Origin of the sequence: Streptomyces fructofermentans (assembly GCF_014651055.1) — a bacterium.
In the GTDB taxonomy this organism is placed as follows: Bacteria; Actinomycetota; Actinomycetes; order Streptomycetales; family Streptomycetaceae; genus Streptomyces; species Streptomyces fructofermentans.
Genome location: NZ_BMWD01000005.1, coordinates 357,122 through 376,026, shown reverse-complemented (window position 1 = coordinate 376,026; position 18,905 = coordinate 357,122). Strand labels below are relative to the sequence as shown.

General features: G+C 75.6%; 17 protein-coding genes and 1 pseudogene. 6 read left to right on the top strand and 12 right to left on the bottom strand.

All coding sequences use genetic code 11. From position 1 onward, the window contains the following. Positions 1-236 precede the first annotated feature (236 nt). Positions 237-2,336 carry a phage holin family protein gene (locus IE265_RS10260; RefSeq protein ID WP_190035111.1) on the bottom strand — a complete coding sequence of 700 codons (2,100 nt, stop codon included), beginning with the start codon at positions 2,334-2,336 and terminating at the stop codon, positions 237-239. Between the two features lie 166 nt (positions 2,337-2,502). Then, positions 2,503-2,928 (bottom strand): recombinase family protein, encoded by a 426-nt coding sequence (locus IE265_RS10255; RefSeq protein ID WP_190035110.1) that lies wholly within the window; start codon positions 2,926-2,928, stop codon positions 2,503-2,505. Positions 2,929-3,012: 84 nt separating this feature from the next. On the opposite strand from IE265_RS10255, the gene IE265_RS10250 reads away from it, so the two are divergent. Together IE265_RS10250 and IE265_RS10245 are read left to right on the top strand one after the other, a co-directional pair. Then, a complete protein-coding gene (locus tag IE265_RS10250; protein ID WP_229916113.1) occupies positions 3,013-3,849 on the top strand; it encodes an MBL fold metallo-hydrolase in 837 nt (278 codons plus the stop codon). Continuing rightward, on the top strand, positions 3,846-4,472 hold the full coding sequence (locus tag IE265_RS10245; RefSeq protein ID WP_190035109.1) for a DedA family protein: 627 nt from the start codon (positions 3,846-3,848) through the stop codon (positions 4,470-4,472). Before IE265_RS10250 ends, IE265_RS10245 begins: the two co-directional genes overlap by 4 nt. A 118-nt stretch (positions 4,473-4,590) precedes the next feature. On the opposite strand, the gene IE265_RS10240 is transcribed toward IE265_RS10245, so the two are convergent. The 7 genes from IE265_RS10240 to IE265_RS10210 all read right to left on the bottom strand — a co-directional run bounded on the left by IE265_RS10240 (position 4,591) and on the right by IE265_RS10210 (position 12,425). Further along, entirely contained in the window at positions 4,591-5,793 is a 1,203-nt protein-coding gene (locus IE265_RS10240) for an MBL fold metallo-hydrolase (RefSeq protein ID WP_229916112.1), read from the bottom strand. Further along, a complete protein-coding gene (locus tag IE265_RS10235) occupies positions 5,790-7,031 on the bottom strand; it encodes an aminotransferase class I/II-fold pyridoxal phosphate-dependent enzyme (RefSeq protein WP_190035108.1) in 1,242 nt (413 codons plus the stop codon). Before IE265_RS10235 ends, IE265_RS10240 begins: the two co-directional genes overlap by 4 nt. A gap of 150 nt (positions 7,032-7,181) precedes the next feature. Further along, a complete protein-coding gene (locus IE265_RS10230; protein ID WP_190035107.1) occupies positions 7,182-7,757 on the bottom strand; it encodes a hypothetical protein in 576 nt (191 codons plus the stop codon). A gap of 759 nt (positions 7,758-8,516) precedes the next feature. After that, entirely contained in the window at positions 8,517-9,311 is a 795-nt protein-coding gene (locus IE265_RS10225) for an RNA polymerase sigma factor SigF (RefSeq protein ID WP_190035106.1), read from the bottom strand. Between the two features lie 313 nt (positions 9,312-9,624). After that, positions 9,625-9,876, bottom strand: coding sequence for a hypothetical protein (locus tag IE265_RS10220; RefSeq protein ID WP_190035105.1), 252 nt, complete (start codon positions 9,874-9,876; stop codon positions 9,625-9,627). 506 nt (positions 9,877-10,382) lie between these two features. Continuing rightward, the gene (locus tag IE265_RS10215) at positions 10,383-10,619 is read right to left on the bottom strand and encodes a DUF6158 family protein (protein ID WP_190035104.1); all 237 of its coding nucleotides are present in this window, start codon (positions 10,617-10,619) and stop codon (positions 10,383-10,385) included. 186 nt (positions 10,620-10,805) lie between these two features. Beyond that, positions 10,806-12,425, bottom strand: a complete 1,620-nt coding sequence (locus IE265_RS10210; RefSeq protein WP_190035103.1) for an ABC-F family ATP-binding cassette domain-containing protein — start codon at positions 12,423-12,425, stop codon at positions 10,806-10,808. Positions 12,426-12,674: 249 nt separating this feature from the next. On the opposite strand from IE265_RS10210, the gene IE265_RS10205 reads away from it, so the two are divergent. From IE265_RS10205 to IE265_RS10195, 3 genes are all read left to right on the top strand, one after another. Beyond that, positions 12,675-14,165 carry a bifunctional phosphatase PAP2/diacylglycerol kinase family protein gene (locus IE265_RS10205; protein WP_190035102.1) on the top strand — a complete coding sequence of 497 codons (1,491 nt, stop codon included), beginning with the start codon at positions 12,675-12,677 and terminating at the stop codon, positions 14,163-14,165. 350 nt (positions 14,166-14,515) lie between these two features. After that, positions 14,516-15,331 (top strand): methyltransferase domain-containing protein, encoded by an 816-nt coding sequence (locus tag IE265_RS10200; RefSeq protein ID WP_190035101.1) that lies wholly within the window; start codon positions 14,516-14,518, stop codon positions 15,329-15,331. Positions 15,332-15,373: 42 nt separating this feature from the next. After that, the gene (locus tag IE265_RS10195; protein ID WP_190035100.1) at positions 15,374-15,544 is read left to right on the top strand and encodes a hydrophobic protein; all 171 of its coding nucleotides are present in this window, start codon (positions 15,374-15,376) and stop codon (positions 15,542-15,544) included. A gap of 198 nt (positions 15,545-15,742) precedes the next feature. Here the strand turns inward: IE265_RS10195 and IE265_RS10190 are convergent, their stop codons facing one another. The 3 genes and pseudogenes from IE265_RS10190 to IE265_RS39470 all read right to left on the bottom strand — a co-directional run. Next, a complete protein-coding gene (locus IE265_RS10190; protein ID WP_190035099.1) occupies positions 15,743-16,486 on the bottom strand; it encodes a GvpL/GvpF family gas vesicle protein in 744 nt (247 codons plus the stop codon). A gap of 98 nt (positions 16,487-16,584) precedes the next feature. After that, a complete protein-coding gene (gene ligD, locus IE265_RS10185; RefSeq protein WP_190035098.1) occupies positions 16,585-17,508 on the bottom strand; it encodes a non-homologous end-joining DNA ligase in 924 nt (307 codons plus the stop codon). A gap of 254 nt (positions 17,509-17,762) precedes the next feature. Further along, positions 17,763-17,960, bottom strand: a pseudogene (locus IE265_RS39470) (FAD-dependent oxidoreductase); the annotation flags it as partial. Positions 17,961-18,548: 588 nt separating this feature from the next. Here IE265_RS39470 and IE265_RS10175 point away from each other — a divergent pair. Next, complete coding sequence (locus tag IE265_RS10175) at positions 18,549-18,902, top strand: VOC family protein (protein WP_190035096.1); 354 nt, start codon at positions 18,549-18,551, stop codon at positions 18,900-18,902. The last annotated feature ends 3 nt before the right edge of the window (positions 18,903-18,905 follow it).

The window sequence follows — 18,905 nt, the reverse complement described above, 5'->3', positions numbered from 1 at the left end:
GGCTCCTCGACGACTGGTTCGACGGCGCACAGGTGTGCGATGTCCGTGCGGCCAGTGTGGGCGCCGCAGGCAGGCACCGCAGCCCATTTTCCGCCGCGCCGGGCCCGGTGTGCCCCCGGTGACCGGGGGTTTCGCCGCCGTGCGGTGACCGGAACGGGCCGCGGGCGACCCGTGGCGGAACCCGCCCGTGCGGCGACCGGAGGGACGGAACGGCCGCGCGGCGGCCCGGCGCCGGGTCAGGCCGCGTGGCGGTCGGGGTCGGCGTCGACCCCGATCGGGACCTGCGGGCCGTCGCACTCGCGCAACCACCGGCGCAGCACGCGGTGCACCTGCTCGGCGCCGACCAGCTCCGCCCCGTCCTCGACGGGCGGCGAGAACACGGCGGGCGCCATCAGGAACGGCCGGCCCTGCGCACCACCGAGCCCGCCGTGCGAGCCGATCTGCTCCTCGAACGCGAGGACTTCGCCCTCCTCGGGGTCGTACCAGGAGTTGACCATGATGTCCGCGGTGTGCCGGAAGCCGTGCGTGCGGCGCACTGCGTCGGCCGCGCCGGGGCCGAAGTCGGCCAGCGGGCCCGGGTCCTCGTCCAGCTTCTCCAGCGGGACCTCGACGCCGTGCGCGCCGAGCACCAGACCGCCGTGCTCCTCGCTGCGCACGAGCACGAACCCGACGCCCGGATGGTTGGCGAGGGTGGTCAGCAGCGCCGGATGGCGGGCGTCGATCTCCTCGCGGCTCATCCGGTGCGGGACGTCGGGGAAGGACACCAGCCCGAGGTTTCCGGAGGCGAGCACCACGGGTTCGGCGGGACCGTCCTTGGTCCGGTGGGACGGCAGGTACTCGGCCCCGCCCTCCTCGACCGGCCTGCGCAGCGCGGCGCGTACGGCCGCCCTGGCCTCCGCGCCGCTGTGCGTGCGCCGCGCCTTGCGCGGCACCGGCAACCCGCAGCCGGCGCGCACCAGTTCACCGAGCCCGAGTCCGTACCGGGTGCGGAAGGTCTCGCCGGGGCTCTGGCCGTGGTCGGACAGCAGCACGACGCGGTACGCGCGCGGGGCGTGCTCGGCGACCTTCGCGATCAGGGCGAGCGAGCGGTCCAGCCGCTGGAGCACCCTCTCCGCGTCGCGGCTGCGCGGTCCCGAGTGGTGCGCGACCTCGTCGTACGCCACCAGGTCCGCGTAGACCGCTGAGCGCCCGGCGAGCATGTCCCCGATCACCGCGGCGACGACGACGTCCCGCTCGACGACCGTCGCGAAGGCGCGGATGAACGGGTAGAGCCCGCCGCGCGCCACACGCGGGCGGCGCTTCTCGAGCCGGGCCCGGGTGGACTGGCCGATCTCCCGGCCGACCTCGGCGACGAACGACATCGCGGTACGGACCGCGTTCGCCGGGTCGGAGAAGTACGCGAAGTAGCCCGCCCGTGAGCGGTTCTCCCGACCCCGCCGGGCCGCCACCGAGAGCACCAGGGCGAGTTGGTCGGCCCCGCCGCTGAAGAGGTTGCCGCGGCTGGCGCCGTCCAGGCTGAGCAGGCCGCCGTCGCCGGTGCGCGCGACGGCCCGGCGCTGGAGTTCGGCGGCGCTGGTGGGGCGGTTGCAGACCATCACCTCGCCGCTGTCCTTCTCGTACCAGCGGAAGGCGGGCACGTCCTCGTTGGAGCCGTGCAGGATGCCGAGCTGGCTGGCGCCGGTCTGGCTGGACCAGTCGGTGCGCCAGGGGACGATCCGGTGCGTCGCGGGCACCGCCCGGCGGTCGGTGAGCCAGTCGGCGACCGTCGGCATCAGTCCCTGGCCGGCGACGGCGAGGAGGAGGTCGTGGCCGACGCCGTCGAGCTGCAGGAAGACCGTCCCGGGCGTCGAGGGCCCGGCTCCCGGCGGGGCCGCGGCCCGTCGGCGGTCCGACAGCCGGTAGAGCCTTCTGCGGTACGCGTCGTCGTCGCGGACCGCGAGCGCCGCTCCGGTGGCGGAGGCGACGGCCGACATCACGGCGGCGACCACCACGGCCGTCTCCGGTGCGGCCTCGCCCCGTCCCGAGGGAACGATGCGCAGGGCGAGGAGCAGGAACGAGCCGTTGAGGAAGAAGACGAGCACGCCGAGGACGAGCGCGGGCACGAGGAGCAGGGCCCTCACGAGCAGCGGCCACACGACGGCCGAGAGCACGCCGAACGCCCCTGCGCCGAGCGCCGCGGTGGTGGCGATCCGGGTCGCGCTGTCCCCGTCGGGCGACTGGAGCCTGAAGTCGGGCAGGATTCCGGCGAGCACCAGCAGGGTGACCGTGGACACGGCCCACACCGCGACGCTGCGCCAGACCACGCTGCCCAGCCTCCGCCATCGCGCTCCGCTCACGCCGCGCCCACCTCCACTCACCGCACCGCCGCCCTCCCAACCTTGTCACAGGGGGTGGAAGTGCCCGGAGCCGATCGGGGAGGGAGCGGACGGGGGGCGCGCACGCGACCGTGCGCGGCCGTCCGGAGCGGTGGCCGCCGGGGCGGACGGCCGGGGCCGGCGGTTGTCAGCGGCCGTCGTAACCCGCGGTCGGCATCGACAGGCGCCGGTGGACGCGGGCCTTCATCTGGGCGTCGTAGGCGGGTTCGGCGTGCTCGGCGGTCTCGACCCGGACGCCCCGTCTGGCGCACTCGGCGGTGAACTCGTCGACGGACGCCAGCGCCCGCTCCAGGACCCGTCGGCTCGGCGCGACGAACAGGTCGACCAGACCGGCCTCGACGTCGTCCCAGAGCGCGCTGTGGTCCGGCCGCAGCCCCCGTACGAGGAGTTCGCGGGTGACCACGTAGCCGTGCTCGGCGGCCCAGCGGGCGCACATGGCGTGCTGGCTGCGCGAGTCCACCAGGAAGGGGTCGTCGTCCAGCTCCTCCAACGGCGTCAGACTGGCGATCGCCGTCGCTCGGCGCATGCCGGAGGCACGGAGTGTGTCTCCCATGGTGTCCCCCTCACCTCCGGGTTTCGTCGCCGACCCTACTCCTGCCCGTAGGGTCGGGGGGAGTCGCGCGAGGGAGGCAAAGGAGTGCCGGTGGAGATCACTTGGTGGGGCCACGCCACCTGCACCGTCGAGGACTCGGGCGTACGCGTGCTCACCGACCCGCTCTTCGCGCGCCGGCTCGCGCACCTGCGCCGGCGCCGGGGGGCGCCGCCCCCGCCCGAGGCCGCGGTCGCGGACGTGGCCCTGGTCTCGCACCTGCACGCCGACCATCTGCACGTCCCCTCGCTGGCCCGGCTCGCCCCGGGAACCCGGCTGCTGCTGCCCAGGGGGGCGGCGCGGGCGGTGCCCGGCCTGCGCAGGCTCGGCCATCTGCGGCTCACCGAGGTGTCGGCCGACGACCGCACGCGGGTCGGTGACCTGGTCGTACGGAGCGTTCCCGCACGGCACGACGGGCGGCGGCTGCCGGTCGGGCCGCATCGCGCGCCCGCCCTCGGCTATGTGGTCGAGGGCGAGGCGCGGACCTACTTCGCCGGGGACACCGGGCTGTTCGAGTCGATGGCCGAGGAGGTGGGGGACGTCGACGTGGCGCTGCTGCCCGTCGGCGGCTGGGGGCCGTACCTCGGCGAGGGGCACCTGGACGCGGGACGGGCCGCGGAGGCGCTGGCGCGACTGCGGCCGGGCAGCGCGGTGCCGGTGCACTACGGCACGTACTGGCCGATCGGCATGGACGCCGTGCGCCCCCATGAGTTCCACTCCCCCGGCGAGGAGTTCGTACGTCTGGCCGCCGAACGCGCGCCCGGAGTGGCGGTGCACCGGCTGGACCACGGCGAGGGTGTGCGGCCGGAGATCGCGGGGTACCGGTCCCGGGAGGACGCACCGGCCGACCGGGGCGACGAGGAGCGGGAGGGCGGAGCCCGGTGAGACAGGTGCTCGCCGCCGCGGTCACGACCGTGCCGCCCGACTCCACCCAGCAGGCGGTCGGCTATCCCACGCTGTTCCTGCTCGTCCTGATCGGCGCGCTGGTTCCGGTGGTGCCGACGGGCGCGCTGGTGAGTTCGGCCGCCGTGGTGGCCTTCCACCGGGCGGCGCCCTTCTCGATGGCGCTGATCTTCGTCGTGGCGGCGCTCGCGGCGTTCCTCGGGGACGTCACGCTGTACTGGCTCGGCCGGCGGGGCATGGGCTCGAAGAACGGCTCGCGCTGGCTGGCGGCGATCCGCGACCGCGCGCCCGAGGACCGGCTGGCCCAGGCCCAGCAGAAGCTCGCCGACCACGACGTCGCCGTGCTCGTGCTCTCGCGGCTGGTCCCGGCCGGCCGCCTCCCGGTGATGCTGGCCTGCCTGCTGGCGAAGTGGCCGCTGCGGCGCTTCGCACGCGGTGACGTACCGGCCTGCCTCGCCTGGGCCGCGACGTACCAGCTCATCGGCGTACTCGGCGGCTCCCTGTTCGCGGAGCCGTGGGAGGGCGTGGTGGCCGTGGTCGCCCTGACGCTGGTGATCAGCGCCGCCCCCGGGGTGTGGCGCCGGATGCGGCGCTCCACCCCGTAGGCCCGCCCCGGGCGCGGCCGGTCCGCGGGGCCGGCTCGCGCGACCTGTCGTGTCCGCGGGCCCGGGTCGCGCCACCTGTCGCGCGCGTGCCCCGCGATGCCGCCGTCGGCGCCCGGCCTCACCGCCCGCCGAGCGCCCTGCCGTCACCGTCGAGCACGCGCGACGCGCCCACCGGCAGGTCCCACAGGTCCTCGCGGTCCAGCCCCGCCCCCTCCCAGGCCGCGCGCACCCGGTGCAGCGGTTCGAGGACGGGCTCGGCGGACAGGACGAAGGTGGCCCAGTGCATGGGCGCCATCCGCCGGGCTCCGAGGTCGCGAGCCGCGCGCACCGCCTCCTCCGGATCGCAGTGGACGTCACTGAGCCACCAGCGGGGGTGGTACGCGCCGATCGGCAGCAGCGCCAGGTCGATGCCGGGGTAGCGGGAGCCGATCCGGTCGAACCAGTGGCCGTACCCGGTGTCGCCCGCGAAGTACACCCGCTGCCCGTCGGGGTCGGTCAGCACCCAGCCACCCCACAGCGTGCGGCAGGTGTCGTGCAGGCTGCGCTTCGACCAGTGGTGGGCGGGGACGAAGTCGAGCCGCACACCGTCCAGTTCGACCGCCTCCCACCAGTCCAGCTCGGTGACGTGCGTGAAGCGGCGGCGCCGGAACCAGCGGCCGAGCCCGGCGGGCACGAACACCGGTGTGCCGCGCGGCAGTCTGCGCAGGGTCGGCGCGTCCAGATGGTCGTAGTGGTTGTGGCTGATGAGCACGGCGTCGACGCGCGGAAGCGCGCTCCAGGCCACGCCGACCGGGGTCATCCGGGCGGGGGTTCCCAGGATTCTGCGGGACCAGACGGGGTCGGTGAGCACGGTGAGGCCACCGATCCGGATCACCCAACTCGCGTGCCCGGCCCAGGTGACCGCGACCGTGCGTGTGTCGACACGCGGCAACGGGGCCGGTTCGTACGGCAGTCGGGGAATGTCGGCGAGCCCGGACGGGCCGGGCCGCAGGGCACCCTCCCTGGCGAACCGGGCGAAGCCCTTGAGCCCGGGCAGCGGAGCGGTCAGGCGATGGGTGAAGGAGCGCGGCCAGACCCGGCGTTCGGTGAGCGGGCGGGGCTCGGGGAGCGGTTCGAGGACGTCGGGCGCGGGCCGGGACACCGCGTGCCGGACCTCCGGCGCCGCCTCGGGCGGCCGTACCGCGGACGGGGGTCGTGTCGGCGGCCGGGGCGGGGCCGGACTCGCGGAGGTGGGCTGCGAGGAGGGCGGCGGGGCGGCCGCGGGCGGGGGGTTCGCGGCGGCCGCGGGGGTGGTCGTGGTCGACTCGGACTGCTGCGTCATCGAGGTGACTCCCATCGCCGGGCGTCGTCGTTGTCCCTCAGGTCGCCGAAGGCCGCTTCCAGCCGGCTCAACGCCCGTTCCACATGCGGCAATTCCAGGGGCTCGCGTGACATGAGAGACGCAGTGCGCTCCTCCTCGGTTGTGCCGAGGAACGCGGCGGTCGTGAGCCGTACACGCAGATGGGCGAGATCGTCCCCGAACCGGTGGCCGCCCGGCGCCGGCATGCCGAGCCGACGGGTGAGGAAGTCCTCCAGCTCCTGTGCGTCGCCGACACCTTGGGCCGTGAGCGCCGGGCGCAGCGGGTCGAGGTCCGCGTAGAGGTGGCGGCCCGCGCGCGGGGGTCTGGCGAGGGCTCCCGCGGCCACGAGGGTCCCGTGCGCGGCGGCCGCGACCCGCGCGTGCACCCGTACAGACGCGGCGATGTGGTCCGTGATCTCGTCGGGCTCCCCGAGCGCGTACGCGGCGGCGGCGGCGACCGGGGCGGCGATGCGGGCGCCGAGCGCGGTCAGCACGTCGAGGACGCGGTCGCGCAGTTCGCCGCCCGCGCCGTTGTCGGGGAAGCGGGCGATCGCGGCGGGCCAGCCGGGCGGCAGGAAGGACCCGGACAGGTCGGTCAGGACCGTGACCCGGTCGGGCAGCATCTCGGCGGGGCTCAGCAGGACGGTGTCGTGCGGCTCGTGCAGGGTGTCCCGCCAGGTCTCGTCGCTCACCACGTGCAGCCCCTCGCCCGCGGCGGCCTCCACCGCCTCGTGGACGAGTTCGGGAGGAGCGACGGTGGCGGTGGGGTCGTCCACGACGGACAGCACCAGCAGGCGCGGATCGCCCCCCTCGGCGCGCACCCGGCGGACGGTCTCCAGGAGCGCGTACGGGTCGGGCACGCCACCGCACTCGGCGGGCGTGCCCACATGGAAGACCGAGCGCCCCAGCAGGCGCGCCTGCGGCTCCCACCACGCGGCGCAGGGCCGGGGCAGCAGCACGTCTCCGCCGAGCGCGGCGCTCAGCGCGAGGAGGAGCGCGGGGCCGCCCGCGGCGGCGGCCGTCCGGTCGCGTCCTGCGGGCAGCCCCCGCCGGGCCCAGTAGCCGCGGGCGGCGTCGAGCAGCGCGGCGCCCCCGCCGGCCGGTTCGGTGTTCGCGCCGCGCGCCGCGGCGGCGAGGCCGGGGGGCACGGGCAGGCCCTGGCCGGGCGGCGGCGGTCCGTACCGGACGGGCCCGTGTCCCTCCGGGTCAGTCCTCCGCATCTGTACCTCCGCGCAGTGGTCCGTGGTTCCTACGGTGCCCGCCGTGTTCGTGGGATCCGGCTACCCCGTGATCCGCCGCGTCAACTCGGCGGCCGATCACGGCCGATGGCGGTCACGGCCCATGGCGGTCGCGGCCCATGGCGGTCGCGGTCACTGCTCGCGGCGGCGCAGTCTGTGGACGGCGGCGCCGAGCGCGCCCGCGATGAGGACGCCTCCGGTGACCAGCGCGACGGTGGAGTCGTTGAAGGCGCCGCCCTCACCGGCGCGCACACCGTGCTGGACGCCCGTGCCCCGGGAGTGCTCGCGGGTCACGGTGAAGGAGGCGCTCCACGGTTTGCCCTGGGCGCCGGGTGCCACGGGGCAGGCCCCGTCGACGGTCCACTCGGAGGTCCTGCCCGCGCTGTCCGGCCCGCCGGCCTCGAAGTCCGCGGCCGGGGCGATCCGGGCGGTACCGCTGTAGACCGGGCCGCCCGCGGTGTCCTCCTCGCCCTTGGCCCTGCGCAGTTGGACGGCACCGTGCTCGAAGGCCTTGGACTCGGCCTCGATCGTGTCCGGCGGGGTCCCGCCGCTCGGCTCGCAGAGGACGGAGACGGTCACGGTGCCGCCGGGGGCAACGATCCGCGGGGTCACCTCCGCCGAGGGGTTCGCCACCGCGACGCCGGCGGTGACCCCCAGGGCGACGGCGGTGAGGGCGGTCGCGGACAGGGCGCGGACGGTTCTGCGCATGGGCTCGGGCTCCTTCGGCCGGCGGCTGGGGACCCCCACGCCCGTACGGCGGCTGCGGAGGCGGGGCACGACCGACATGCCCCGCTGCCCATCAGAGCCCGGCCGCCGCCGGGGCGCGCGCGGCCGGGCACCATTCGTGCCATGCGGGCACCCGAGCGGGTGACGTCACGGGCCGGGCACCGGGCGGTCCGGCGGACCGGTCCGGCCGGCGGCCGTCCGAGCGGCGATCGCGCGGGGCGGGGCCTTCGTCGGGTGGACCGGGGCCCCGACCGCCACGCCCCCGTGGCTCCGGGGCGTGTGCGGCACGGGGTCCGGGGCCCCGCCCTCGCTGGTCCGGTGTGCTGAGGCGCGCGGCTCGGTGTCCGGGGCGCCGACCTCACCGGTCCGGTGTGCCGGGCGCCGCGGAGCGCCTGCGGCATCCGCACGCGTGCGCTGTGTCCGGGCTTCGGACACCGTCATCGGGTCCGGGCCCGACGCGGCGGCGCGGAGTCCGGGCGCCGCGCACCGGTGTCGCGCCCGGCCCGCGAGGACCCGCCGGGCGGCGGCCCGAACCGGGCGGCGGCTCGGACCGGGCGCAGGCCCGAACCGGGCGCAGGCCCGAACCGGGCGGCGGCCCCGACCAGCGGACCGGGGCTGGACCGGGCGGAGGACCGGCCCGACGGGCCGAGACCGCCCGGACCGGGCGGAGGACCGGACCGGGCGGAGGGCCCGACCCGGGGGAAGGCCGACCGGGCGGAAGCCCGACCGGCGGAGGTTCGTTCAGGCGGCGTCCTGCATCACCTGGTCCCGCAACCGGTCGCAGCAGCGGCTGAGCAGGCGGGAGACGTGCATCTGGGAGATGCCGAGCCGCTCGGCGATCCGGCTCTGGGTCATGTCGTCGAAGAACCGCATGTAGAGGATGGCCCGTTCACGCTCGGGCAGCGCCTCGATGCGGGGCCTGACCGCCTCGCGGTCCACGACGACGTCGAGCGCGGGGTCCGCCGTGCCGAGCGCGTCGCTCAGCGAGTAGCCGTCGTCGCTGCCGGACAGTTCGGCGTCGAGGGACAGGGCCGTGAAGCTCTCCAGTGCCTCCATGCCGGCGCGCACCTCGTCCTCGGTCATCCGCGCGTGCGCGGCGATCTCGGCGACGGTCGGCCGGCGGCCGGAGTCGGTCTGGGACAGCTCCTGGCAGGCGACGCGGACGCGGTTGCGCAGGTCCTGGACCCGGCGCGGCACGTGGAGGGTCCACATGTGGTCGCGGAAGTGCCGCTTGATCTCGCCCGTGACGGTCGGCACGGCGTAGCTCTCGAAGGCGCTGCCGCGCGCGGGGTCGTAGCGGTCGACGGCCTTGACCAGCCCGAGCGCGGCGACCTGCCGCAGGTCCTCGTGGCTCTCCCCGCGGCTGCGGAAGCGGCCGGCGAGCCGCTCGGCCATCGGGAGCCAGGCCTCGATGATCTCCTCGCGGAGCCTGTCGTGCGGCTGGCCGGGAGGCAGCTCGACGAGCCTGCGGAAGTCGGCGGCGGTGTCGGGGGCGTCGTCGTGCGGGTGGTTCCCAACGCTCGCGTGAGTGCGCATGAGGCGTGCAACTCCCTTGAGGTGTGCCGTGGTCGGACGGTCTGCCGTGAGAGGGCGCCCGGATCCGGAAAGGGGCCACCCGCGGCGGGGCGAGGACACCTCTCCCACGGACGTGCCTCCTGTCCGAAGCACTGTGCGTCGCCTGCCCCCGGCCATGCGGGCCAAACACCGCGGGTCCGGGCCGCGCGGCGGCGGGGCGGTACGGCGTACGTGCGGGCGGCCCTCCACGGCCCAGACGGTCAACTCCCGTGCTCCTGAGGGCCCGACCGCGTCGGTCCGGGGTCCGGAGTCCGGAGTCGCCGTGCGCCGCACGTCACCGTCGCGAGCGGTCGCGAGCCTTCCGTCGCGAACCACTGTCCGTCGCAGGCCACTCGCCGCGAGCCGTCCGGAACGCACCGAGCGCGACGCCCCCGGCCGGTTCGGGCGCCTCCACCGGGGGCACGACCGGGGGGCTCCACTCGTCCCTCGGCAGGGGTCGGTCCTCGTCCGGGAGCGGGAGGAGCCACTCCACGTGGCGGCCGAGGGCCAGGTCGCCGCCGAGCAGCAGCAGCACCGGGATGGTCACGGCGAATACCGCCGTCGTCCTGTCCTTCTCCAGGCCGGCCGGGGAGAGCGGGGTCCGGGTCTCCCGCTGGTACGGGACCGAACCCCCGCGTCGCCGTCCCGCGCACAACCGCACCCCGGACCGCCCTCGACCCCGGCGGCCACCCCCGCTCCCAGGGGCCCGTGCGACCGCACGGGCCCCTGGGAGCGGGGGTGGCCGGAGCAGCCCGCGCGCCGGACGGACGTTCCGGCCCCCAGGGTTCCGGGGCTTCCGGAAGCGCGAGCCGGGTCCGGGGTTCCGGGCCCTCGGGGAGGCACGGGCCGGGGTCCTCGGGGCATCCGGGAAGCGCGAGCCGGGTCCCGGGGTCCCGGGCAGGTGGGCCCGGCGGAAGGGGTGTCCTGGCGTGCCCAGGGCTCACCGGGTCGCCGGATCGCCGGGTCACTGGGGCACTGGGTCGCCGGATCGCCGGATCGCCGGATCGCCGGATCGCCGGATCGCCGGATCGCCGGATCGCCGGGGAGGGTGGATCAGGCGCCGTTGTCCGGCTGGCGCTCCCGCGCCCCCGCCCGCGTGCGGCCCATCGCGACCGGGCGGCGCGGATGGCGGCGCAGGTACTCACCCTCCAGTTGCGCCATCCGCAGGTTGTGCGTACGCAGGGCGTCGTTCGAACCGTGCAGCAGCGTGTCGTGGCGCGTGCGGTGGATCGTCTCCAGCTCTCTCATGAGCTGCTGGTCGTCCAGGAGGCCCGGGTCGACTCCGGTCATGGTGGTACCCCGATCGTCGTGGCCTTCGGCGCGGTCCGGGTACCCGCCCGGCGGGCGGTGTCCCGAGCGGCGTCCGGCAGGGAGCCGTGCGTCTCGCCCTTCTCCCACCACTCTACGAACATCCGGGGCGCCGGGCCCGCCTGCGGCGGACGGCCGCGGGACGGCCCGGCACACACGGGGCGGCGGCTACCGGGCCCGCTCCACCCTCCGCTCGTCCCAGACCGGCTCGGTCGTCTCCCGCACCCGTCCGTCGCTGCCGAACACCAGGTAGCGGTCGAAGGAGCGGGCGAACCACCGGTCGTGGGTGACGGACAGCACGGTGCCCTCGTACGCCTCCAGGCCCTCCTGGAGCGCCTCGGCGGACTCCAGGTCCAGGTTGTCGGTGGGCTCGTCGAGGAGGAGGGCCGTGGAGCCCTCCAGCTCCAGCAGCAGGATCTGGAAACGCGCCTGCTGGCCCCCGGAGAGCCGGTCGAACCGCTGCTCCGCCTGGTTGGTCAGCTCGTAGCGCCGCAGCCGGGACATCGCGGCCCCGCGGTCCTGGGAGTGCTCGCTCCACAGGATGTCGAGCAGGGCGCGCCCCATCAGCTCGGGATGGGCGTGGGTCTGCGCGAAGTGTCCCGCGACGACCCGGGCACCGAGCTTCCACTCCCCCGTGTGCGCGACGTCCCCGCCCGCGAGGAGCCGCAGGAAGTGCGACTTGCCGGAGCCGTTGGAGCCGAGCACGGCGACCCGCTCGCCGTAGAAGACCTCCAGGTCGAAGGGCTTCATCAGTCCGGTGAGCTCCAGCCCCTTGCAGGTCACGGCCCGTACGCCGGTGCGTCCGCCGTGCAGGCGCATCGTGATGTCCTGCTCGCGCGGCGGCTCGGGCGGCGGGCCGGCCTCCTCGAACTTGCGCAGCCTGGTCTGCGCCGCCTGGTAGCGCGAGGCCAGTTCATGGCTGATCGAGGCGGCCTGCCGCAGGTTCAGCACCAGCTTCTTGAGCTGGGCGTGCTTCTCGTCCCAGCGGCGCCGCAGCTCCTCGAAGCGCGCGAAGCGCTCGCGGCGGGCCTCGTGGTACGTGGCGAAGCCGCCGCCGTGCACCCAGGCGTCGGCGCCGGCGGGCCCCGGCTCCACGCTGACGATCTTCTCGGCGGAACGGGCGAGCAGTTCCCGGTCGTGGGAGACGAACAGGACCGTCTTGCGGGTCTCCCGCAGCCGTTCCTCGAGCCAGCGCTTGCCCGGGACGTCGAGGTAGTTGTCCGGCTCGTCGAGCAGCAGCACCTCGTCCGAGCCCCGCAGCAGCGCCTCCAGGACGAGCCGCTTCTGCTCTCCGCCGGAGAGCGTGCGCACCTCGCGGAACTGCGCCTTGTCGTACGGCACCCCGAGGGCGGCCGTGGTGCAGATGTCCCAGAGGGTCTCGGCCTCGTAGCCGCGCACCTCGGCCCAGTCCGAGAGCGCCTGCGCGTACTGGAGCTGGGCGGCCTCGTCGTCGACCGTCATGATGCCGTGCTCGGCGCGGTCGACGGCCTCGGCGGCCTCCCGGATGCGTGGCTGGGCGACCGAGACGAGCAGGTCGCGCACGGTCGACTCGTCCCGTACGGACCCCACGAACTGGCGCATCACTCCGAGTCCGCCGCTGACCGTGACGGTTCCGCCGTGCGGTTTCAGCTCGCCCGAGATCAGGCGCAGCAGTGTGGTCTTGCCCGCGCCGTTCGGTCCCACCAGGGCCACCACGGCCCCTTCGCCCACCCGGAACGACACATCGCCGAGGAGCGCCCTCCCGTCGGGGAGGTAGTACTCGAGGTGCGCGGCTTCCAGATGTCCCATGGGCCGCATTCTCCGGGGCGGGCGGGGCGGGCGGCAAACGGGTTACCCGGCGGGCCGCGGCACGCCCGGGCGACGCGGCTCCGCGGCGGGCCGCCCGCGCGCCGCGGCGGACCTGCCGCGACCCGGCCGCTCCGGCGGGCGGGGGCGTCCGGGACGCCCTGCCGGGTACCGGCGGCAAACGGGTTGTACCGGGGCCCCAGGGGCGTCCGGACGTGCGAGGTACCCGTCCGGCGGGGTAGACGAGGTGTCATGACCGCAGACGCAGACCTCAACGGCACCGAATCGGGCCGCGCCCTGCGCGGCCGGCTGATGGCCCTGGACCACCGCCTCTTCGAGGCGGTGGCCGCCCGGCACTTCCCGGGGGGCGACCGGTTGCTGCCGAGGCTCAGCCGCAGCGCGAACCACGGTGTGCTGTGGTTCGGCACGGCGGCGCTGCTCGCGGCGACGGGTTCGCCGCGGGCCCGCCGTGCCGCCGTCCGCGGTGTCGCCTCGCTCGCCCTGGCCTCGGCGACCATCAACACCGTCGGGAAGCGCTCGGTGCGGCGCCGGCGGCCGGTCCTGGACGCCGTGCCGGCCATCCGGAGGCTGAAGCGGCAGCCGATCACCACGTCGTTCCCCTCGGGGCACTCGGCGTCGGCGGCGGCCTTCGCGGCGGGTGTCGCCCTGGAGTCCCGCCCCCTGGGCGCGGCGGTGGCACCGTTGGCGGCCTCGGTGATCCTCTCGCGCGTCTACACGGGCGTGCACTACCCGGGCGACGTGGTGGTCGGGGCGGCGCTCGGGGTGGGTGCCGCGTTCGCCGTGCGGGGCCTGGTGCCGACCCGGGACGTGCTGCCGCTGCCGGGCCGCACCTGCGCGGACGTGCCCGCGCTGCCGGACGGGGACGGACTGGTCCTGGTGGCCGACCGGACGGCGGGCGGCGCCGGGCACGTCCGCGCCCTCACCGAGATCCTGCCGCGGGCGAAGGTCGTGGAGTGCGGGCCGCAGGACCTGGGGACCGAGCTGGAGAAGGCGGCCGCCCACGCCGCGGTGCTCGGGGTGTGCGGCGGCGACGGCACGGTGAACGCGGCCGCGGCGGTCGCCCTGCGCCACGGTCTCCCGCTGGCCGTGCTGCCCGGCGGCAGCCTCGGCAACTTCGCCCGGGACCTGGGCGTGGAGGACGCGCGCACCCTGGCGCGCGCGCTGGCGGCGGGCCAGGCGGTACGGGTGGACGTGGGCCGCTTCACTTCGGGCGACACCCGGGGGTACTTCCTCAACTCGTGCGGTCTGGGCGTCCATTCGGAACTGGCGGGCGAACGGAACCGCTGGTCGAAGCGGATCGGGGACCGGCCGGCCGGCCTGCTCGCCGCCGTGCGCGCCCTGCGCGCGGACCGGCACCAGGTGCAGGTCGAGATCAACGGCGTGCGGCGGCCGTTGTGGCTCCTGTTCGCCGGGAACGGCATGTACCGCCGTACGGGACCGGTGCCGGCCCGCCGGTTCGACCTCGCGGACGGACGGCTGGACGTACGGGTCGTGCACGGCGGCGGCGCGCCCGCCCTGAGGCTGCTGGCGGCGGCCGTCGCGGGACCGCTGACCCGCTCTCCGCTGCACGCGGCGGTCCGGGTGGACCGGCTCGAACTGGGCGGCCTGGAGCCGGGCACCCTTCTCGCGTACGACGGCGAAGTCGTCGCGCTGGAGGGCGGGGTGACGCTCGACAAGCTGCCGGAGGCGCTGACGGTGTACCGGCCGCTCGACTCCGACTGACCTCCGCCTGGCCTCCGACTGACCTCCGGCCGAGTCCGACCGGGACCCGGTCGCGCCCCCGGCCATGGCTCCGGCTGCCTCCGGCCCGGGTCCCGGTCTGACTCCGGGGCATGGCTCCGGGTCACGGCTCCGGGTCACGGCTCCGGCCGGGCACCGCCGTGTCCGCCACCCTCCGCCGACAGGTCCAACGGTTCGGCCGACGGCTCGTCAGTCCGCATTCCAAGACAGGTATCTCATCATTCGGCACGGCGGCGTACCGTGGCGTGCACGACCCGGGCAGCGGTTCCGCCCGGCCCGGGCGCGGGACCGCGAGGTCACGAGGTCACCAGGCCACGAGGAATGAGGACGCCATGTCGAAGGAGACCGCCGTCTACACCCACGGACACCACGAGTCCGTGCTGCGCTCGCACACCTGGCGCACGGCCGCCAACTCCGCGGCCCACCTCCTCGGTTCGCTGAAGCCGCACATGAAGGTCCTGGACATCGGCTGCGGGCCGGGGACCATCACCGCCGACCTGGCCGAGCTGGTTCCCGACGGGCATGTCACCGGCGTCGACCACGCGCCGGGCATCCTCGACCGGGCCCGCGCCACGGCGGACGACCGCGGGCTGGACAACGTCACCTTCGCGGTCGCCGACGTGCACGCGCTGGAGTACGCCGACGACACCTTCTGCGTCGTCCACGCCCATCAGGTGCTCCAGCACGTGGGCGACCCGGTGCAGGCGCTCCGCGAGATGTACCGGGTGACCAGGCCGGGCGGCCTCGTGGCGGTGCGCGACTCGGACTACGCGGCGATGACCTGGTACCCGCCGGTCCCGGGCATGGACGACTGGCTCGACCTGTACCGGCGCGTCGCCCGGGCGAACGGCGGTGAGCCGGACGCCGGACGCCGCCTCAAGTCCTGGGCCCTGGAGGCGGGCCTCACCGACATCACCGCCTCGTCGAGCACGTGGTGCTACTCCACCGCCGAGGAGCGGGCGTGGTGGAGCGGCCTGTGGGCGGACCGCACCGTCGAGTCCGCGTACGCGGAGCGCGCCACGGAGTCCGGCCACGCGACGGCCGGCGAGCTGGACGCCGTGGCCGCGGCCTGGCGGGAGTGGGGCCGGCGGGACGACGCCTGGTTCTCGGTCCTGCACGGAGAAATTCTGTGCCGCAAGCCGGCCTGAATCCGCGGCACCGGGAAACACGGACCGCAGGAGGTAATGCCCATGGTTCCCATCCTGCTCGTACTGCTTCTGGCGCTGGTCCTCTTCGGTGCCGGATTCGCGGTGAAACTGCTCTGGTGGATCGCCCTGGTGGTTCTCGTCGTGTGGCTGCTGGGCTTCCTGGTGCGCGGTACGTCCGCGAGTGGGACCAGGTCCCGCTGGTATCGCTGGTAGTCCCGCGACACCGCTCCACCCCGATTCCCGATCAGGCCGGGCGCCCGGAACTCCCCTGCCAAACCAGGGAGTTCCGGCACCGCTCCTGAACAGACCGGTCCGTGCGGCCCGTTGCCCCGACCGGGGGCAACGGGACGCGGCCCGTTGCGGGCGCGGGCGTCCCGCACCGCGCCCGGCCCACCCGCTCGCGAACCGCCGTCACGGCTCCTCCCCGGTGAACGAGTAGGCCGCCCAGGGTCCGCCGAGTTCGACGCGCACCCCCGGCTCCGCCGCCCTCGCCCGCTGCACGAGTTCCACGAACGCCTCCGACTCCGAACGCGGCACCAGGTAGGCGGCGTTCAGGACGGTCCGGCCCGGGGCGAGGGGCTGCGTGCCGCCGCCCGGGGTGCAGGTCAGGCCGGCCTCGGCCCGCCCGGAGAGCGTCTCGTGCAGCCCGCGCGCGAATTCCCCGGCACGCCGATCCCCGGCGTACGACCCTCCCCGGCCGCTCCCGCCGCCTTCCCCGCGGCCCGGTCCGCCGCTCCCGTGCCGCCCCTCCTGGTGTGGGGCCTCCCCGTACACCCGTACGCCCCATTCGACCCGCCCGTCGAGCCGGTCGAGCGTGCGCCGGAAGTCGTCCTCGCGCTTCTCCATCATGGCGCGCACCCCGCTGTCGTCCGGGAACACGGTGGCGACCCGGAGCGGCAGCGGCGAGGTGACGACGGTGAGCGCGTCGACGACGTTCCGGTGGGCCCTGGACGTCTCGGCGAACCACTCCGGGTCCTCCAGACGGGCGCGCAGCGGCCGCTCGGCGAACTCCTCCGGGGGCACCCGGCCGACGAGGGCGACCAGACCGTGGTGGGTCAGCTGCTTGGGCGGCACTCCCGCGACGCCCGTGAGCTGGGCGGGCAGCGGCGTGCCGAAGGGCCGGCAGACCGCGTAGACGTAGCGCAGACCGCTCATGGCGCCTCCTCCTCCGGTGGCGCGCGCCACGGCTCCCGTCCCGTGCGGGGCCGGAGCGCGGCACCGCGTTCTCCCGTACGGATCCAGTATTCGGGCATTCAGCGCCGACGGCCGCGCAGGGCGTCCAGCCGGCGCAGTGCCGGGCCGAGCGCGCGGGCGCGGGCCAGCCCGGACCAGGGGCGGGTACGGGCCTGGTCGACGGCGTCCTCGATGGTCCAGCGGCGGGGGCCGAGCGCGGGATCGTCGAGCTGGTCCCAGGAGAGGGGGACGGCGACCGGGGCGCCGGGGGCGGCACGGACGGAATAGGGGGCGACCGCCGTCTGGGCGTAGCCGTTGCGCTGGACGTCCAGGTAGAGCCGGTCCCCGCGGTCCTTCTTCCGGGCGGCCGTCGTGAAGCGGTCGGGGTGCTCCTCGACGAGTGTGTCGGCGAGGTCCCGGGCGAAGGCGCGCACGTCGTCGAATCCCTGCCGTCCGTCGAGCGGGACCACGACGTGCAGCCCGCGGGAGCCGGTGGTCATCAGGGCGGACGGCAGCCGCACCTCGTCGAGGAGCTCGCCGAACAACCGGGCGGCCTCCCGCACCGGCTCGAAGTCCTCGGTCGCCGGATCGAGGTCGAGGACCATCCGGTCCGGCCGGTCGAGCCGGCCGGTCCTGGACAGCCACCTGTGCAGGGTCAGGCAGGCCTGGTCGGCCAGGTACACGAGGGTCGCGGTGTCGTCGCACACGGGGTGCGTGACGGTGCCTCCCTCCTTGGGCACCTCGACGCGGCCGATCCACGCCGGATCGTGGTCCCGGACGTTCTTCTGCATGAACCGGGGCCCCTCGACGCCGTCGGGGTGGCGCTCCAGCATCAGCGGCCGCCCCCTGAGGTGCGGCAGCATGTACGGGGCGATCTCCCGGCAGTACGCGACGAGGTCCCCCTTCGTGTACTGCCCGGCCCCGCCGCCGCCGGGGAAGAGCACCTTGTCGGGCCGGTGCACCTGCACGGTGCGCCCTCCCGCGCGTACGGTCCGCATGGTCATTCCCTCCGTGTCCCCCGGTCGTCCGGAGCGTCGGGAGCCTCCGGGGCGTCCGCCGCGGGAGGCTCGGCCCGTCCCGGCACGCGGGCCGGTTCGGGCGAGGCCGTGCCCAGGGGCACGGACCAGCCCCGGACCAGCCCCAACTGGACGGCCTGGCGCGGCAGTACGGCGTCCAGCAGCCAGTCGGCGGCGACCCGCACGCGGTTCCCGGGCATCGCGGCCAGGTGGTGGCCGCGGGTGACGGCCCCGGCGGCCGGGCCGGACAGGGACACGGTGACGCGGCGCGGCTCCAGGACACCGGCGGCGACCTGGGGCAGCACGGGCAGGTACAGGAAGTGGTCCGTCGGGTTCAGCAGTACGACGTCGGCCTTGCCGCGGGCCGTCCGGGACAGGGTCCGTGCGGTCCGGTATCCGGCGAATCCTGCGCCGATGATCACGACACGGGGTCGGCTCATGGTGCTCCTCCGGCGGAGTGTCTCGTACGGGCTTTTCGCGTCCCCCCGGCTGGGGCGCCCAAACGTCGGGTCCCCCGCCGGGGCGCCCGGGCCGGGGCGTGCCACCTGGGGCGCGCCCGTCCGGACGGACACGCCCTCCCGGCCGGACCCGCCCGCGGCGCGCGGTCCGGCGCGCGCGGTCCAGCGCGCGTGGTCCAGCGCGCGTGGTCCAGCGCGCGTGGTCCAGCGCGCGTGGTCCAGCGCGCGTGGTCCAGCGCGCGTGGTCCAGCGCGCGTGGTCCGGCGCGCGCGGCACCGGACGGCGGGAGCGCCACCCGGCGCCACCGCCGCACGGCCCGTCGGCCCGGTCGCCCGTCGCACGGGTGGCCCGTCGGCCCGCTCCGGGACGGGACCGGCGGGCTCCGGGGCGGCGGCCCTTGAGCGACGGACTCCATGGGCGGCGGACTTCGACGCCGGGCGGGCTCCAGGAGCCGCGGGCCCGGGGCCGACCCGGACGACGGGCCTCATCCGCACGGCGGAAGCGGGATCCGCGCGCACGATCCGAGGGAAAGGATCTCCTTCGCGGCCGTCCCCAACTAGGCTCGTCCGTATGGACATTCTGGGAGCCACGCTGCGCATCTGCGTCGACGACCTGGAGACCGCGGTCCCCTTCTACGAGAAGCTGGCGGGCGGCCCGGCACTCCGCTTCGAGCGGGGCGGCGTGTCCGTCGCCGCGGTCGGCTGCTTCCTGCTGATGAGCGGACCGGAGTCGGAGCTGGAAGTGCTCCGCAAGGTCGCGGCGACCATCGCGGTGAAGAACGTCGACGAGGCCCACCGGGTGCTCACCGAATCGGGCGCCGCCGTGCTCGCGGGCCCGGTCGCGACACCGGTCGGCCGCAATCTGATCGCGATGCACCCCGACGGGTCCGTCTACGAGTACGTGGACCGGAGCCCGTCGGCCTGACGG